General features: G+C 73.4%; 15 protein-coding genes. 4 read left to right on the forward strand and 11 right to left on the reverse strand.

What is annotated here, in order from left to right; all coding sequences use genetic code 11:
* Positions 1-153: 153 nt before the first annotated feature.
* The gene (locus tag OH807_RS16165; RefSeq protein ID WP_406199117.1) at positions 154-1,701 is read left to right on the forward strand and encodes an LCP family protein; all 1,548 of its coding nucleotides are present in this window, start codon (positions 154-156) and stop codon (positions 1,699-1,701) included.
* Positions 1,702-1,827: 126 nt separating this feature from the next.
* Here the strand turns inward: OH807_RS16165 and OH807_RS16170 are convergent, their stop codons facing one another.
* The 4 genes from OH807_RS16170 to OH807_RS16185 all read right to left on the reverse strand — a co-directional run bounded on the left by OH807_RS16170 (position 1,828) and on the right by OH807_RS16185 (position 6,306).
* Complete coding sequence (locus OH807_RS16170) at positions 1,828-4,401, reverse strand: ABC transporter permease (protein WP_406199119.1); 2,574 nt, start codon at positions 4,399-4,401, stop codon at positions 1,828-1,830.
* Between the two features lie 19 nt (positions 4,402-4,420).
* A complete protein-coding gene (locus tag OH807_RS16175; protein ID WP_406199121.1) occupies positions 4,421-5,209 on the reverse strand; it encodes an ABC transporter ATP-binding protein in 789 nt (262 codons plus the stop codon).
* Positions 5,210-5,528: 319 nt separating this feature from the next.
* Positions 5,529-6,083 (reverse strand): NADPH-dependent FMN reductase, encoded by a 555-nt coding sequence (gene ssuE, locus OH807_RS16180; protein ID WP_406199123.1) that lies wholly within the window; start codon positions 6,081-6,083, stop codon positions 5,529-5,531.
* Positions 6,084-6,219: 136 nt separating this feature from the next.
* Positions 6,220-6,306 carry a putative leader peptide gene (locus OH807_RS16185; protein ID WP_406211011.1) on the reverse strand — a complete coding sequence of 29 codons (87 nt, stop codon included), beginning with the start codon at positions 6,304-6,306 and terminating at the stop codon, positions 6,220-6,222.
* A 546-nt stretch (positions 6,307-6,852) separates the two neighbouring features.
* On the opposite strand from OH807_RS16185, the gene OH807_RS16190 reads away from it, so the two are divergent.
* Positions 6,853-7,965 (forward strand): LCP family protein, encoded by a 1,113-nt coding sequence (locus OH807_RS16190; protein ID WP_406199126.1) that lies wholly within the window; start codon positions 6,853-6,855, stop codon positions 7,963-7,965.
* Positions 7,966-8,155: 190 nt separating this feature from the next.
* On the opposite strand, the gene OH807_RS16195 is transcribed toward OH807_RS16190, so the two are convergent.
* The 3 genes from OH807_RS16195 to OH807_RS16205 all read right to left on the reverse strand — a co-directional run bounded on the left by OH807_RS16195 (position 8,156) and on the right by OH807_RS16205 (position 10,439).
* The gene (locus OH807_RS16195; RefSeq protein WP_406199128.1) at positions 8,156-8,857 is read right to left on the reverse strand and encodes a hypothetical protein; all 702 of its coding nucleotides are present in this window, start codon (positions 8,855-8,857) and stop codon (positions 8,156-8,158) included.
* 253 nt (positions 8,858-9,110) lie between these two features.
* Positions 9,111-9,605 carry a peptidylprolyl isomerase gene (locus OH807_RS16200; protein WP_406199130.1) on the reverse strand — a complete coding sequence of 165 codons (495 nt, stop codon included), beginning with the start codon at positions 9,603-9,605 and terminating at the stop codon, positions 9,111-9,113.
* A 186-nt stretch (positions 9,606-9,791) separates the two neighbouring features.
* Positions 9,792-10,439, reverse strand: coding sequence for a class I SAM-dependent DNA methyltransferase (locus OH807_RS16205; RefSeq protein ID WP_406199132.1), 648 nt, complete (start codon positions 10,437-10,439; stop codon positions 9,792-9,794).
* Positions 10,440-10,533: 94 nt separating this feature from the next.
* On the opposite strand from OH807_RS16205, the gene OH807_RS16210 reads away from it, so the two are divergent.
* The gene (locus OH807_RS16210) at positions 10,534-11,136 is read left to right on the forward strand and encodes an NAD(P)H-dependent oxidoreductase (RefSeq protein WP_406199134.1); all 603 of its coding nucleotides are present in this window, start codon (positions 10,534-10,536) and stop codon (positions 11,134-11,136) included.
* A gap of 165 nt (positions 11,137-11,301) precedes the next feature.
* On the opposite strand, the gene OH807_RS16215 is transcribed toward OH807_RS16210, so the two are convergent.
* The 3 genes from OH807_RS16215 to OH807_RS16225 form a co-directional block, all read right to left on the reverse strand.
* Complete coding sequence (locus tag OH807_RS16215; protein WP_406199136.1) at positions 11,302-11,787, reverse strand: GNAT family N-acetyltransferase; 486 nt, start codon at positions 11,785-11,787, stop codon at positions 11,302-11,304.
* A 63-nt stretch (positions 11,788-11,850) separates the two neighbouring features.
* A complete protein-coding gene (locus OH807_RS16220; RefSeq protein ID WP_406199139.1) occupies positions 11,851-13,074 on the reverse strand; it encodes a beta-ketoacyl-[acyl-carrier-protein] synthase family protein in 1,224 nt (407 codons plus the stop codon).
* 198 nt (positions 13,075-13,272) lie between these two features.
* Positions 13,273-13,404: a hypothetical protein gene (locus tag OH807_RS16225; protein WP_406199141.1), complete on the reverse strand. Its 132-nt coding sequence runs from the start codon at positions 13,402-13,404 to the stop codon at positions 13,273-13,275.
* A 108-nt stretch (positions 13,405-13,512) separates the two neighbouring features.
* On the opposite strand from OH807_RS16225, the gene OH807_RS16230 reads away from it, so the two are divergent.
* Positions 13,513-14,064: a LysR family transcriptional regulator gene (locus OH807_RS16230; RefSeq protein ID WP_406199143.1), complete on the forward strand. Its 552-nt coding sequence runs from the start codon at positions 13,513-13,515 to the stop codon at positions 14,062-14,064.
* A gap of 135 nt (positions 14,065-14,199) precedes the next feature.
* Here OH807_RS16230 and OH807_RS16235 read toward each other — a convergent pair whose 3' ends face one another.
* Complete coding sequence (locus OH807_RS16235) at positions 14,200-15,366, reverse strand: acyl-CoA dehydrogenase family protein (protein WP_406199145.1); 1,167 nt, start codon at positions 15,364-15,366, stop codon at positions 14,200-14,202.
* Positions 15,367-15,419 lie beyond the last annotated feature (53 nt).

A 15,419-nucleotide genomic window follows, 5' to 3' on the forward strand; every position in this document is an offset into this window, starting at 1 on the left:
CGTACCGGTGCGGGCGGGTCGCCGTCTTGTCCCGGTCTGAGCAGCAGGGCGCAGCTCGTACCGAAGGAACGTTTCGCCGGTCGCGCCCACCGTACTCCCCGCCCCCGGCGCGCCCCCACCCGGCCCGGTACGGCCGCCCCTACCATCCGAGAGATGCCCGTTTCCCCCCACTCCGTCCTGCCCGAACGGCACCGGGTCTGGCCCCGGCGACTGGCCGCCGGCATCGCCTTCGGCGTCCTCGCCACCTCCTGCGGCGGCTGGGCGGTCCTGCACGGTCTCGGCTCGATCGACCGGGTGGACGCCTTCAGCGGCGACCAGGCCCGGCCGGCCGACGACGGCTCCACCACCTTCCTGGTGGTGGGCACCGACGAACGGGACGGCATCCCGGAGAAGACGCTCAAGGAGGTGCTGCACGCCGGCGGCGAGTCCTGCCACTGCACCGACACCATGATGATCGTCCAGCTCGCCGACGACGGGGCCCGCGCCAGTGTGGTCAGCATCCCGCGTGACTCGTACGTGGACATCCCCGCCCACCGGGACCAGGTCACCCGCAAGGAGGTCCCGGCCGGCAAGGGCAAGATCAACGCGGCCTACGGGATGGGCGGGCCGCAACTCGCCGTCGCCACCGTGGAGCAGAACACCGGGCTGCGGATCGACCACTACCTCCAGATGAACTTCGCCGGGTTCGTCTCCGCCGTGGACGCCGTCGGCGGGGTGCAGGTGTGCACCGCCAAGCCGCTCAAGGACGAGTACTCCGGCCTCGACCTGCCGGCCGGCACCAGCACGCTGGACGGCGCGGGGGCGCTCAAGTACGTCCGGGCCCGGCACGTGGACGGCAGCTCCGACCTGGGCCGGATGCACCGGCAGCAGAAGTTCGTCGCCCAGCTGCTGCACCAGCTGACCAGCAGCGGCACCCTGCTCAACCCGGTCCGACTGGCCCGGGCGACGGACAGCCTGCTCGGCTCGGTCAAGGCCGACAAGGACCTCACCCCGGACGAGCTGCTCACGCTGGCCGGGCGGCTGAAGGAGCTGTCGGCGGGCCGGGCGGACTTCGCCACCGTGCCGCTGGCCCAGGTCGACCACCAGGTGAGCGGGTGGGGCTCGACCGTGGTCTGGGACCAGGCCGGGGCGCGGGCACTGTTCGACGCGGTGCGGGCGGGCCGGCCGCTGGGGGACGGCACGGCGGCCCCGGCGGCCCCGGCGGCGGGTGCCGCCCCGGCCGTGACGGCGACGGCCGGCCCGGTGGCGGCGCCCCCGGCAGCCCCGGCCACCGCCGCCCCCTCGGTGCCGCCGGACCTGGTGCACGTCCAGGTCTTCAACGCCGCCGGGCTCGTCGGGCTCGGCGCCCGGGTCGACGCCGACCTGCGGCGGGCCGGCTTCGCCACCACCGGCGCGCCTTCCAACGCCCCGGCGGGCACGGCGCCCGGCCGGACGGTGGTCCGGTACGACCCTCGCTGGGCCGAGTCCGCCCGGACGCTGGCGGCCGCACTGCCGGGGGCGGAGCAGACGGCCGTACCGGGCCTCGGGCCGACGCTGCAGGTGTACGCGGGCTCCGACCACCCGGCGGCGGGCCCGGCCGCCGCCCCGGCCGCGGCGCCCCTGCCCCCGCCCCCGTCGCCCCCGTCGCCCCCGTTCGCTTCGCCGTTCGCGTCGCCCGCTGCGGTGGCGGCCGAGACGGCGGCGGACATCAGCTGCCCCTGAGGCGTGCCCGCCGCCCCGCCGCCGGGCGGGAACGCGGCAGGGGCCGGGCGCAGTCGCGCACCCGGCCCCTGCCGCCCCCCGTCCCCCGGGCCCCCGGCCCGGCCCCCGATCCCCCCGGACCGGGGGTCAGTCCGTCGCGATCGCCGCGAGGACGTTCATCCGCCCGGCCCGGAAGGCCGGCACCAGGGCGGCGACCAGGCCGATCACCACCGACGCGACCAGCGTCACGACGATCGTGCCGGTCGGGACGGCCAGCGTGGCCAGCCCCTGGTCCTTCAGGACCTGCTGCCCGGTGATGCCCCAGGCCAGGCCGAGGCCGGTGCCGAGGATCGCACCGAACAGGGCGATCACCACGGACTCCAGCCGGATCATCCGGCGCAGCTGGCGGCGGGAGAGCCCGATCGCCCGCAGCAGGCCGATCTCGCGGGTCCGCTCCACCACGGAGAGCGCCAGGGTGTTGATCACACCGAGCACCGCCACCACGATCGCCAGGCCGAGCAGGCCGTAGATCATGTAGAGCAGGGTGTTGATCTGCTGCTGGACGAGGTCCTTGTAGCCGGCCTTGTCCTGGACGGTGATCTGCGGGTAGTCCTTCAGCGAGGCCTCCAGCAGGCCGAGCGTCCGGGAGACGTCGGCGCCGGCGGCGGCCTTGGCGTAGAGCTGGCCGTCGGCCGGTATCTCGCCCGCCGGGACCGCCTTGGCCAGGGTGTCGATCCCCACGAAGGTGGCGCCGTTGAAGAGCGAGTCGCCCTTGGCCATGACGACACCGACCGGCAGGGACTGGCTCCGGCCCTGGCCGTAGTCGAGCGTGACGCTGTCGCCGACCTTGAGCCCGAAGTCCCTGGCCATGTCCTCGCCGATCGCCAGCGACCCCTTGGCCAGCGCGTCGGCCGTACCGGACTTGACCGGGAGCTGGAAGTCGTCGGTGAAGGTCGCCGAGACGGCGGCGACACGCGTCCGCACCGTCCGGCCGTCCGGCACCGCGATCTTCAGCCGGCCCAGGTCCTTCTGCTCGGTGACGTGCTTCAGGCCCGGGGTCCTCCGCGCCGCCTCGACCATCTCCGGCCCGAGGACGCCCTGGCTGCTGGCGATCACGTAGTCGGCGCCGACCGACTTGTCGACCTGCTGGTTGGTGGACTCCACCGCCGAGGAGGTGAAGACGGTGGCACCGATCACCAGGGCCAGCCCGATCATCAGCGCGGCGGCGGTGGCGCCGGTGCGGCGCGGGTTGCGCATCGCGTTGCGCTGGGCCAGCCGGCCGGACGGGCCGAACAGCGACGGCAGCCCCGCGCCGAGCACCCGGACCACCGTGGTGGCCAGCAGCGGGCCGAGCACGACGAAGCCGATCAGCGAGAGCAGCACGCCGAGGCCCAGGAACTGGCCGCCGGTGGCGGCCTTGTCGGCACCCGCGGCGAGCACCAGCAGGCCGCCGCCGCCGGCGGTCAGGACGAGGCCGACGACCGTGCGGACGGTGTTCGAGCGGGCCTCCGCCGGGGTGCCGTGGTCGCGCAGGGCGGCCATCGGCGCGATCCTGCTGGCCCGGCGGGCCGGGATCCAGGCGGCCAGCACGGTGATCACGATGCCGACCGTGTAGGCGGCGACCGGGACGTTCAGCCCGATCTGCAGGTCGGCCGCGTCGAGGTGCATGCCGACGGCGTTCATCAGCTGGATGAGCCCGGCCGCCAGGCCGAGGCCGGCACCGAGGCCGAGCGTCGAGCCGAGCACGCCGAGGATCAGCGCCTCCACCAGCACCGACCGGTTCACCTGCTTGCGGCTGCCGCCGATGGCGCGCAGCAGACCGATCTCCCGGGTGCGCTGGGCGACGAGCATCGAGAAGGTGTTGATGATCAGGAAGCCGCCGACCAGCAGCGAGATGCCGGCGAAGCCGAGCATCGCGTACTTCATGAAGTCGAGGAAGGAGCCGACGCTCTTGTTGTTCTCCTCCTTCTGCTCGGCCGCGGTCTTCACGTCGTAGCCGGCGCCCAGCGAGCCGAGCGCGTCCGCCTTGAGCTGCTCGTTGGAGCGGCTGCCGTCGCCGAAGACCTCGACCGAGGTGTACTCGGCCTTCCCGAGGAGGTCCTGCTGGGCCGTCGCGGTGTCCAGGAAGGCCAGCGCCGCACCCGGGTTGGTGGTCTTGAAGGTGGCGATCCCGGCGAGGGTGAAGTCGTGGGTGCCGTTGGCGACGGTGATGATGCGCACCTTGGAGCCGAGGCCGAGCTTCGCCTTCTTCGCGGTGTCGGCGTCCAGCACGATCTGGTCGGCGCCCTGCGGCACGTGGCCGCTGGTGATCTCGACCGAGTTGCGCGGGGTCTCGGTCCAGTTGCCGGCCAGCGTCGGGGCACCGCCGGTCGGGCCGATCTGCTTGTTGGTGGTCGGGTCGACCAGCACGGCGTTCTCGACGAAGACCTGGCCCAGGGCCTGCTTCACCCCGGCACCCGAGGCGACCTTCGCGATCGTCGCGGCCGGCACGGTGGCCACCTGGGCGCGCGGCCTGTCCTCCTCGTCGGGGTCGGGCTTGGCGGGCCGGACCGCGATGTCCGAGGCGGTCGAGGCGAACAGCCGGTCGAAGGTGCTGGTGGCGGTGTTGGAGAAGACGAGGGTGCCGGAGACGAAGGCGACCGACAGGACGACCGCGATCAGGGAGAGCGCCATCCGCCCCTTGTGGGCGAAGAAGCTCCGTAGTGACGTCTTGAGCAGCATGAGTGTGTGTCCCGCCCGCTCAGCTGGTCCGCTTGCCGTCGAAACGGCGCATGCGTTCGAGGACGGAGTCGGCGGTGGGGGCGTGCATCTCGTCGACGATCACGCCGTCGGCGAGGAAGAGCACGCGGTCCGCGTAGCCGGCGGCCACCGGGTCGTGGGTGACCATGACGATGGTCTGGCCGAGCTCGTCGACCGAGCGGCGCAGGAAGGTCAGCACCTCGGCGCCGGAGCGCGAGTCGAGGTTGCCGGTGGGCTCGTCCCCGAAGATGATCTCGGGGCGGGCGGCCAGCGCCCGGGCCACCGCGACGCGCTGCTGCTGGCCGCCGGAGAGCTGGGTCGGGCGGTGCTTGAGCCGGTCGGCCAGCCCCACCGTCCCGACCACCTGGTCCAGCCAGGCGGTGTCCGGCTTGCGGCCGGCGATGTCCATCGGGAGCGTGATGTTCTCCAGCGCGTTCAGGGTGGGGAGCAGGTTGAACGCCTGGAAGATGAAACCGATCTTGTCCCGGCGCAGCTTGGTGAGCTGCTTGTCCTTCAGGCCGGTGATCTCGGTGTCACCGATCCAGATCCGGCCCTCGGAGACGGTGTCCAGGCCGGCCAGGCAGTGCATCAGGGTCGACTTGCCCGAACCCGAGGGGCCCATGATGGCGGTGAACCGGCCGCGCTGGATGTCGACGTCCACCGCGTCCAGCGCGGTGACCCTCGTCTCGCCGGTGCCGTAGGCCTTGGTCACCTGCCGCGCCGACGCGGCGACGGTACCGGCGCTGCCGGGAAGCTGGGGGTCGTACACGGCTGCTGCTGCCGTCGTCACTGGATTCTCCTCAGAAGTGGGCCACCCGTTGACCCCAGCCTCGTCGGTCACACCTGTGCCACGACAGGGTGCAGGGGACCGTTCTCGACCGGGTGTCAGCCCCACCCTTCCGGTGGACCGGGCTACCGACCCGATGGAACCGGGCCCTCTGCGGACCGGTGGGGATGTGATCCACGTTAGGAGCGGCGCCGCGATCCCTCGTCATCCGCCGGTATGAAGCGCCCCAACCGTAGTTGTACGGGGAGCGGCACCCCTCCCCCTAGGGGTAGCCGCCGCCCGTCTCGGGGTCCGCCCGGGCGGACCCGCCTCCGGCGCCCCGTCAGCCCGCCAGCACGGGTGTGGCGAGCCGCTCCAGCGCGGTCGCGAACGCGTCGACGACCGGCGTCAGCAGCACGTCCGTCTCGCGCTCGACCACGGTGGTGCCGTCCTCCCGGACGGTGATGTGACGGTCGAGCACGAACCAGCCCTGGGTGATGTGGCCGGCGCCCATCGAGCTGAGCACCGGGCGCAGCGCGTAGTCCACCGCCAGCACGTGCGCGGTGGAGCCGCCGGTGGCCAGCGGCAGGACGGCCTTGCCGGTCAGCGCGTACTGCGGCAGCACGTCCAGCAGGGTCTTGAGCAGGCCCGAGTACGCGGCCTTGTAGACGGGGGTGCCGATCACGACGCCGTCCGCCTGCGCGAACAGCTCCAGGGCGGCGACGATCTCGGGGTGGGAGAAGTCCGCCGAGAGCAGGGCGTGCGCGGGGAGGTTGCGCACCTCGAACGGGACGACGCGGTGGCCGCGGGATTCGAGCTGCGCATCGACGTGGCGCAGCAGACGGGTGGTGCGGGAGGTCGCGGACGGGGAGCCGGAAACGGACAGCACGGTGGCCATGGAGTTCACCTCTGGGCAGGAAGCGGGGACGGCGCTACGGCAGCGGGGCGCACGCCGCACGGGCAGCGGCGAAGCCGGGTCGGAGCCGGGTCAGAGCCGGGGAAGAGAGGGGTGGAGAGGGTTCGACGGGCGCGCGTCAGCCACGACAGAGCGAACAGGACACACGCTGAAGGTCGACGTGCCGCCGACGCGTGAGGGTCCATCGCTGATCCATGCCTGTCATGCAAACACGCAGCGTTCCGGCCGGTCAAGGATCGTTCCGGCAGGTGAACAAAGGATGGGACGGCCGGTGGGACGGCGGGGGCCCGGCGGGGCGCCGGAACCGGCCCCCGGAACTCCCCCGCGAGAACTTGTGGCGGGAGGTTCCGGCACGTGCATCAAAACTGCTACAAGGGGCCCGGCAGGGGCCCCGGGGGGAGTCACCGCACCCGGCGTCGGGCATCCTCTCCCACATGAACACGTGGCAGGAGGGCCGCCCGGGCGGCGGCGGGACCCCGTACGGCGGCGGCAACGGCGGCGGCGGCGCGTACGGGCACGGCGGGGGCGGGACGGCGGCCGAACCGCCGCTGCCGGCTTCGCTGAACCCGCGCGGGCCCGGCGCCCCCGCCCCCGGCAGCCGCAGGAGTACGGCCGGCCGGGCCAGGGGCAGGCCCCCGCGCCGGTACCGGGGCAGGCCCCCGCGCCGGTACCGGGGCAGGCCCCCGGTTACGGGCCGGGCCAGGGCTACGGGCAGCCGCAGCCGTACGGGCAGCCGGGCGGCCGGCCCGGGGTGCCCACGCAGGGCCCGGGGGCTCCCGGCGGGGCCGGCGGCCCGGGTGGTCCCGGCGGCGCGGGCGGCCCGGGCGGGCCGATAGCCCCCGGCGGCACCCGGCCGCCCTCCGCCGCCGGGCCGTCGCGCTGGCCGCGGCGCCGGATCGTCAAGTGGTCGGTGTTCGGCGTCCTGATCGCGATGATGCTCACCGCCGTCTCGACCTGGTTCTGGGCCGACTCCAAGCTCAACCACGAGAACGTGCTCACCGACTACCCGGGCCGCCCCGCCGCCGGCAAGGGCACCAACTGGCTGATCGTGGGCTCCGACAGCCGTGACGGCCTCTCCGACTCGCAGGAGGAGGACCTGCACACCGGCCACGCGGGCGGCAAGCGCAGCGACTCGATGATGGTGCTGCACATCGGGGACAACGGGAACACCCTGATGAGCATCCCGCGCGACTCCTGGGTGCCGATCCCCGAGCACCCGGGCGACAACGGGAAGACCGTCAAGGGCACCACCTCGAAGATCAACTCGGCCTTCGCGGCGGGCGGCGGCAAGCTGCTCGCCCAAACCGTCGAGCTGAACACCGGCCTGCGCATCGACCACTACGCCGAGATCGGCTTCGCCGGCTTCGTCGGCATCGTCGACTCGGTCGGCGGCGTGGACATGTGCATCGACCAGGACGTCAAGGACAAGGACTCCGGTCTCGACCTCAAGGCCGGCTGCCAGAGCCTGACCGGCACCCAGGCGCTCGCCTTCGTCCGCCAGCGGCACCAGATGGCCGACCAGGACCTCGGCCGGATGCGCAACCAGCAGAAGTTCCTCGGCGCACTGGCCAAGCAGGCCGCCTCGCCGGCCACCGTGCTCAACCCGTTCACCTTCTACCCGCTGGTGGACTCCGGCCTCGGCACGCTGATCGTCGACGACGACGCCGGCCTGACCGACCTCGGCTCGCTCTTCCTCGCCATGAAGGACGTCAACGGCGGCGGCGGGAAGAGCATCACCGTGCCGATCGGCAACCCGGACTTCCGCACCAGCACCGGCGAGTCGGCGGTCAAGTGGGAGCCCACCAAGGCCAAGCAGGTCTTCGACGCGTTCAAGAACGACACCGCCGTCCCGGACACGAAGTGACCACCGCGACCGTCCGTGACGCACCGTAACGCTCCCGGCGCAATGGGTGGACGCCCCTCGTCACCGCGCTGACCGCCACTGCCTCACCGCCTCCTGGGCCGCCCGGCCCAGGAGGCGGTCGCCCGGTACGGGACGGAGGTGCCGGCCGCGCGGCCGAGATCGGGCCCGGCGGGCGGCCCGGCCCGGCACCTCAGGGGTGGCCGGCCGCCCGGAGGATGCCGGTGACGCACTCGGGCGAGCGCTCGATCCACTCCCCCTCGCCGCCGCCCTCCGCCTCGACCGCGCCCGCGAACCCGAAGCAGATCTCCTGGCCGCCCGGGCGGTCCGCCCACCAGGCATCCGCCAGGTGGACGGCGAGGGTGGCCGGGCGCTGCGGGTCCGGGCGTTCCAGCACGAGCTCCTGGACGGTCTCACCGGGCCCGAAGTCGACCACGCACTCACTGGTCCGCACCCGCGAACGGCCGCCGACGTCGCAGGACCAGTAGGCGGCGACCTTCACGCTCAGCGCGTCGCCGACGCTGCCCTCGTCCGGCCGGACGTACTCCTCGTCCGCGATCCAGCGCGCGTGGTACCGGGTGTCGCCCGGTCCGCACTCCTCCGCCCACCGCACCCAGTAGCCGGGGACCCGTTTGACCGTCATGCCCTCGCGCGCGATCCGGACCAGGATCCGCGTCGGGTCGGCCGGCTCCCCGACGTGCGCCGCGGGCCCCCGGCGGGCCACCGGCGCCGGTCCGGCGGGTCGGAACGACAGCACGGTCACCTTCTCGAACGTCACCTCGGCGTCGGCCCCGCCGCCGGCCCCGGCGTCACGCCCACCCCCCTGGCCGCCCCGGCCGCCCTCGCCGCCGGCTGCCGCGGCACTGCCGATGCCACCGTCACTGCACCGATCCACGGGTGAACCACCTTGCCGGAGAGCCGAGTCGGTCACGGCCTCGGCCGCGTCCGCCCAGCGTAGGAGGCCCGTCCGGCCGGCCGGCGCAATCGGCGGGAACGCCTCCGCGGCGGCCCCGGCGGCGCTACCCTGCGCGCCCGCACGACGCCGGCCGCCGCGCGGAGCGGCCCGCCGGGCACCGGGCACAAAGCAGCGGAGCAGGGAGTCGGCCGGACCGACTTCCTGCTCCGCGGGTGCACCAGGGGTGGCGGAATTACTCCACGATGCCCGAGTCGACGATGGTGATCTTCGCCGAGGTACGGCCGCTCTGCGAGCCGAGCGACTCGATCTTCTTCACCAGCTCCAGGTTCTCGACGACCTCGCCGAAGACGACGTGCTTGCCGTCCAGCCAGTCGGTCACGATGGTGGTGATGAAGAACTGCGAGCCGTTGGTGTTGCGGCCGGCGTTGGCCATCGACAGCTGGCCCGGCTTGGTGTGCTTGAGCTGGAAGTTCTCGTCCGCGAACTTCTCGCCGTAGATGCTCTTGCCGCCGGTGCCGTCGCCGCGGGTGAAGTCACCGCCCTGCAGCATGAAGTTCGGGATCACGCGGTGGAAGGACGAGCCCTTGTAGCCGAAGCCGTGCGCGCCGGTGGCCAGCTCACGGAAGTTCTGCGCCGTCTTCGGGACGACGTCGTCGAACAGCGTGAAGACGATCCGGCCGGCCGGCTCGTCGTTGATGGTGATGTCGAAGTAAACGTTGGAACCCATGCAGGGATCATGGCATGCCGCACCGCGCGATGCGCGACAACCCCGGCGCTTCGGCCCCCGCACCGTCGGGCCCGCGCGGCGCGTCCGGCCCGCTCCGCGGCGCGCCGCGAGCCCGCCGGGCCCGGCTCCGGCCGCCGACCTGGCCGAACGGGCCCGGCCGGCGGGCACGGGGCCGACCCGGTGGCCTCAGCCCGGCTTGCGGGCCAGCAGGAAGGCCTGCGGGGCCGTCTCGTCCGGCTCGGCTTCGCGGACCAGCCGGGTGGTGACCTCCAGGCCCGCCCCGGCCGCCAGGTCGGCGACGCGGTCGGGCTGCTGCCGGCGGAAGTCCAGCGCCACCGGATGGCCGAACGGCCGCTCGACGCGGAGCGGCCGGTCGCCGGCCTGGAAGGCGAGCAGCAGGTGGCCGCCCGGGGCGAGGACTCGGTGGAACCCGGCGAAGACCTCCGGCAGGTGCTCCGGCGGGGTGTGGATGATCGAGTACCAGGCCACCGCTCCCGCCAGCTCCCCGTCACGCTGGGGGAGGTCGAGCAGCGAACCGACCTCGAAGCTCAGCTCGGGGTGCTCCCGCCGGGCCACCGCGACCATCCCCGGCGAGAGGTCGAGGCCGGAGATCTCCAGGCCCAGCCCGTGCAGGTACGCCGTCATCCGGCCCGGGCCGCAGCCGAGTTCGACCACCGGGCCGCCGCCGTCCGCCCGCACCAGCTCGGCGAAGGCCTGCAGCATCGCGCGGTCCAGCGGCTTACCGGCCACCTCGTCACGGAAGCGATCGGCGTAGTCGGCGGCGACGGTGTCGTAGAACGTCCTTGCCGCGGAGAGGAATTCGGGCTCGGTCATGGTCCGGCACCCTACCGGGCGAGCCCGGCGCCGGAGCCCGCCGAGGACGCACCCTAGGATCGCTGCGAGACAAGTGACCAGGGGGGAACGGGACATGGACACGAAGCGGGTCGGCGTCTATCTGGCGCACCCGAGGGCGGGCAGCTTCAACCACGCGCTCTTCGACGCCGTGGTGGACGAACTGCGCGGGCAGGGCTGCGAGGTGCTCGCCCACGACCTGTACGCGGAGGGGTTCCCGCCGGCCCTGACCGCCGAGGAGACCGGGACGGTCGCCGAGGCCGACGGCACCGGAGACCGGCAGCTGGCCCTGCACCGCGCGGAGGTGGCCGGCCTGGACGCGCTGGTGCTGATCCACCCGAACTGGTGGGGCATGCCGCCCGCCGTGCTGGCCGGGTGGGTGCAGCGGGTCCTGGCACCCGGGGTGGCGTACAAGCTGGGCACGGCGGACGGCGAGCCGGCCGGGCTGCTCCGGGCCGGGCGGGCCCTGGTGCTGAACACCTCCGACACCCCGCAGGCCCGCGAGCACGAGGAGTTCGGGGACCCTCTGCAGCAGATCTGGGCGGCCTGCGTCCTGCCGTACGTCGGCGTGGACGACGTACGGCGGGTGGTCTTCCGGACGGTCACGGACTCGACGGACGCCACCCGGGCGCAGTGGCTACGCCAGGCGCGGGAGGAGGCGACGGCACTGCTCGGCTGAGGCCGCCCGGAGTCCGGGCACCGGCGGGAGTGGACGCCGCAGGGCGGGGTGACCGTCCGGACCGGCAGCCCGGGGCGCCGGCCGCTGCGGGCGTGCAGGGCTTGTCCGGCAACGACAACGGCGACGGGCGCGGCGGGTGTCAGCCCCATCGGTGCGGCACCGGCGTCACTCCTCCGGCAGGTCGAGCTCCGCCACCTCCTGGTCGCCGCTGAGCTCGCCGGTGGGACGGAAGCCGAGGCGGGCGTAGAAGCCGGCCGGCCCGCCCTCCCCCGGGACGTAGCTGACCGTCACCCGGCGGCCCCCGCGGCGGCGGACCTCCGCGCAGACCTGCTCGACCGCGAACCGGCCGTAGCCGCCGCCCTGCGCATCGGCGGCGATGTTGAGGCGCCACAGGCCCGAGCGGGGGCGGTCGTCGGGGCGGTCGGGGTAGAAGGTGACGTCGAAGAACGCCATCACGAACCCGACCGGCCGGTCACCGTCGAAGATCAGCCGGGGCCACGCGGTGTCACCGAAGGCATACGCCTCCGCCAGCGACTTGACCACCGGGGACACCAGCCGCTCCTGGTCCGGCCGGACCTTCAGGGCGAGTGCGGCGTCGATGGTGGCAGGGGTGACCGGTTCCAGCCTCAGGGCCGGCGATGACGTGGACATACCGCCGACCCTAGCCACCGCCGGCCGGCCGGCCGGTTGTCCGCGGCCGCGGGGCGTGGTGGTTCACGGTGCCGGCGTGAAGACCAGGGACGCGTTGTGGCCACCGAAGCCGAACGAGTTGGTGAGAGCGGCGGTCAGCGCGCCGCGCCGCGGTGCACCGACCACCACGTCCAGCCCGACCGCCGGATCGAGGTTCTCCAGATTGCGGGTGGCCGGCACCACCCCGTCGCGCAGCGCCAGGACGGCGGCCAGCGCCCCGACCGCACCGGCCGCCCCGAACAGGTGGCCCGTCATCGACTTGGTGGCGGTCACGGCAGGGTGCGGGCCGATCGCCTCGGTGACCGACCCGGCCTCCACCAGGTCGCCCAGCGGCGTCGACGTGGCGTGCGCGTGGACCAGGTCGATGTCCCGCGGGGCGAGGCCGGCCCCGGCCACCGCCCGGCGCATCGCCCGGACCTGGCCCTCGGCCGCGGCCGCCGTGATGTGGAACGCGTCCGAGGTCACCGCCGCGCCCGCCAGGGTGGCGTACGCCCGGGCCGACCGCGCGGCGGCGAACCCGGCACGCTCCAGCACCACGACCACCGAGCCCTCGCCGATCACGAAGCCGTCCCGGTCGACGTCGAACGGCCGCGACGCCCGCCCGGGCTCGTCGTTCCGGGTCGAGTGCGCCCGCGCCTGGGCGAACCCGGCCAGCGGCAGCGGGCAGATGCAGGCCTCGGCGCCGCCCGCCACCACCACGTCGGCCCGGCCGAGCCGGATCAGGTCGAGGCCCATCGCGATCGCCTCGGCCCCGGAGGCGCAGGCGCTCACCGGGGTGTGCGCCCCGGCCCGCGCGCCCAGCTCGATGGAGACCCAGGCCGCCGGACCGTTCGCCATCAGCATCGGCACGGTGTGCGGGGAGACCTTGCGCACCCCGGACGCCTCCAGCACGTCGTCCTGGCCGAGCAGGGTGAGCGCGCCGCCGGTGCCGGTGCCGATCACCACGGCCAGCCGCTCCGGGTCCACCCCGGGAGCCCCCGCGTCGGCCCAGGCCTGCCGGGCGGCGACCAGCGCCACCTGCTGGCAGCGGTCCATCCGGCGGGCCTGCACCCGGTCCAGCACCTCGGACGGCTCGACCTTCAGCCGCCCGGCGATCCGGACCGGCAGCCCGGCCGCCCAGTCCTCCTCGATCGGGCGGATCCCCGACTCGCCGGCCAGCATCCCGGCCCAGGTCGAGGCGACGTCCCCGCCGAGCGGCGTCGTCGCCCCCAGGCCGGTGACCAGCACGCCACTGTCGTCGACACTCATCGAACAGACCCCTGACTGTGAGGGAAATTGTGAGATGGGCACAACTCACCCCGCCGGATGGGCACGGGGAGCTGCCGCCTCACCCCTCACTCTGCCAGCACAGTGACAGCGGATCAGGTGTGTCAGCCAACCGATTCTGGCGCCGGAGGCTTGGAGGATCCCTCCAGTCGGCCAGGCCTGCCGGATCAGCCGGGCCGGTCAGGCGTCGAAGTCGGTCCCACGGCCGACCGCCTCCCAGTCCCGCAGCTCCTTCCCCGCGGCGTCCAGGTGACCGGTGATCGCGTCGACGGCGTCGCTCCCGAGGGCGAGCCGCAGCGGGTGCCTCCGCAAGTCGTGAACAGGACTGGGTGGTTGACGCACTCCTTTATGTCAGCCCGGCTCCCGGGGCGTCCAAGACAGAACCCCGGCCGGTCGATAGAGCCGCTTTATGATCGCCGGATGGAGCTGCGCCAGCTGCACTACCTGATCGCGATCGCCGACGAGGGCAACCTCGGCCGGGCCGCCACCCGCCTGTACGTGAGCCGGCCCGCCCTCTCCTACGCCCTGCGCAGGCTGGAGACCGAACTGGGCATCCGCCTCTTCGACCGCCACTCCGGCGGGGTCACCGCCACCGCGGCCGGGCTCGACGTACTCTCCGAGGCCCGCCGCACCGTCGTGCAGGCGGAGCGGATCACCGCCGCCGCCGAGCGGCACCGGCGGGCCGCGAGCGGGGTGCTGCGGGTCGGCTTCGAGGCCAGCGGCGCAGGCGAGTTGACCACCCGGGCACGCGCCGAGTTCGCCCGCCGGCACCCGGGTGTGCGGGTCGAGCCGAAGCGTTTCGACTGGGGCCAGGAGGCCGAGGCGGTGCGCGACGGCCGGGTGGACGTCGCCTTCGTCTGGGTGCCACTGACCGACGTCGAGCCGCTGAAGGTCGCCCTCGCCTGGCCGACGGGCGGCGGCAGTCCGCCGGTCGACGGCTTCGCCGCGGTGGTGCGCGAGCCGGCCGGCTGAACGGCGGCCGGACGGCGGCCGGACGGCGGACCGCCCCCGGCGGCGACGGGGGTTCCGTCGTGGCCGGGGGCGGTCGTGCGGGCGCCGTGGCAGCGAGCGGTCCGTGGCGGCTCGCGGCCCGTTGCGGGCGTGCCGTTACGGCAGGTTGCGGGCCATCACGATGCGCTGGATCTGGTTGGTGCCCTCGTAGATCTGCGTGATCTTCGCGTCCCGCATCATCCGCTCCACCGGATAGTCCCGCGTGTACCCGTACCCACCCAGCAACTGCACCGCATCCGTCGTGATCTCCATCGCCGCATCCGACGCGTAGCACTTCGCCGCCGCCCCGAAGAACGTCAGATCCCCGTCCCCACGCTGCGACTTCGCCGCCGCCGCATACGTCAGCTGACGCGCCGCCTCCAACTTCATCGCCATGTCCGCCAACATGAACTGCACACCCTGGAAATCACCGATCGGCCTACCGAACTGCTTGCGCTCCCGCACATACCCCTTCGCATAGTCCAACGCCCCCTGCGCGATCCCCAACGCCTGCGCCGCGATCGTCACCCGCGTGTGGTCCAACGTCCGCATCGCCGTCGCGAACCCCGTCCCCTCCGCACCGATCATCCGGTCCGCCGGAATCCGCACATTGTCGAAATACACCTCACGCGTCGGCGACCCCTTGATCCCCAACTTCCGCTCCGGCGCACCGAACGACACCCCCGCATCGCCCTTCTCCACCACGAACGCCGAGATCCCCTTCGACCGCAGCTCCGGATCCGTCACCGCCATCACCGTGTAGAACTCCGACACCCCCGCATTGGTGATCCAGCGCTTCACACCGTTCAGCACCCAGAAGTCCCCGTCCCGCACCGCCCGGGTCCGCATCCCCGCCGCGTCCGAACCCGCCTCCGGCTCCGACAGGCAGTACGAGAACATCCCCTCACCCCGCGCCAACGCCCCCAGGTACTTCGCCTTCAACTCCTGCGACCCCGACAACTGCACCGGCAGCGAACCCAGCTTGTTCACCGCCGGGATCAACGACGACGAGGCGCACACCCGCGCCACCTCCTCGATCACGATCACCGTCGCCAGCGCATCCGCCCCCGCACCACCGAACTCCTCCGGCACATGCACCGCATGCAGGTCATTGCCCTGCAACGCGTCCAACGCCTCCTGCGGGAACCGCCCCTGCTCGTCCACCTCCGCCGCGAACGGAGCGATCTTCGCCTCGGACAGCGAACGCACCGCCTCACGGAGCATCCCGTGCTCCTCGGAGATCCGGAAGAGATCGAAGTCCGCCGCCCCTGCGCTGCCCGCCATGATTCCTGCCTCGTTCGCGTGATGAAGGAGTGAAGTAGTTAGCTACCGTTAAG

This window comes from Kitasatospora sp. NBC_01560, from assembly GCF_045208415.1.
Taxonomy (GTDB): Bacteria; Actinomycetota; Actinomycetes; order Streptomycetales; family Streptomycetaceae; genus Kitasatospora.

Coding starts and splice junctions, on each gene's coding strand:
- OH807_RS16235 (WP_406199145.1), bottom strand. CDS start 15,366: ATGGCGGGCAGCGCAGGGGCGGCGGACTTCGATCTCTTCCGGATCTCC.
- OH807_RS16210 (WP_406199134.1), top strand. CDS start 10,534: ATGGACACGAAGCGGGTCGGCGTCTATCTGGCGCACCCGAGGGCGGGC.
- OH807_RS16220 (WP_406199139.1), bottom strand. CDS start 13,074: ATGAGTGTCGACGACAGTGGCGTGCTGGTCACCGGCCTGGGGGCGACG.
- OH807_RS16205 (WP_406199132.1), bottom strand. CDS start 10,439: ATGACCGAGCCCGAATTCCTCTCCGCGGCAAGGACGTTCTACGACACC.
- OH807_RS16230 (WP_406199143.1), top strand. CDS start 13,513: ATGGAGCTGCGCCAGCTGCACTACCTGATCGCGATCGCCGACGAGGGC.
- OH807_RS16185 (WP_406211011.1), bottom strand. CDS start 6,306: ATGACAGGCATGGATCAGCGATGGACCCTCACGCGTCGGCGGCACGTC.
- OH807_RS16165 (WP_406199117.1), top strand. CDS start 154: ATGCCCGTTTCCCCCCACTCCGTCCTGCCCGAACGGCACCGGGTCTGG.
- OH807_RS16215 (WP_406199136.1), bottom strand. CDS start 11,787: ATGTCCACGTCATCGCCGGCCCTGAGGCTGGAACCGGTCACCCCTGCC.
- ssuE (WP_406199123.1), bottom strand. CDS start 6,083: ATGGCCACCGTGCTGTCCGTTTCCGGCTCCCCGTCCGCGACCTCCCGC.
- OH807_RS16200 (WP_406199130.1), bottom strand. CDS start 9,605: ATGGGTTCCAACGTTTACTTCGACATCACCATCAACGACGAGCCGGCC.
- OH807_RS16170 (WP_406199119.1), bottom strand. CDS start 4,401: ATGCTGCTCAAGACGTCACTACGGAGCTTCTTCGCCCACAAGGGGCGG.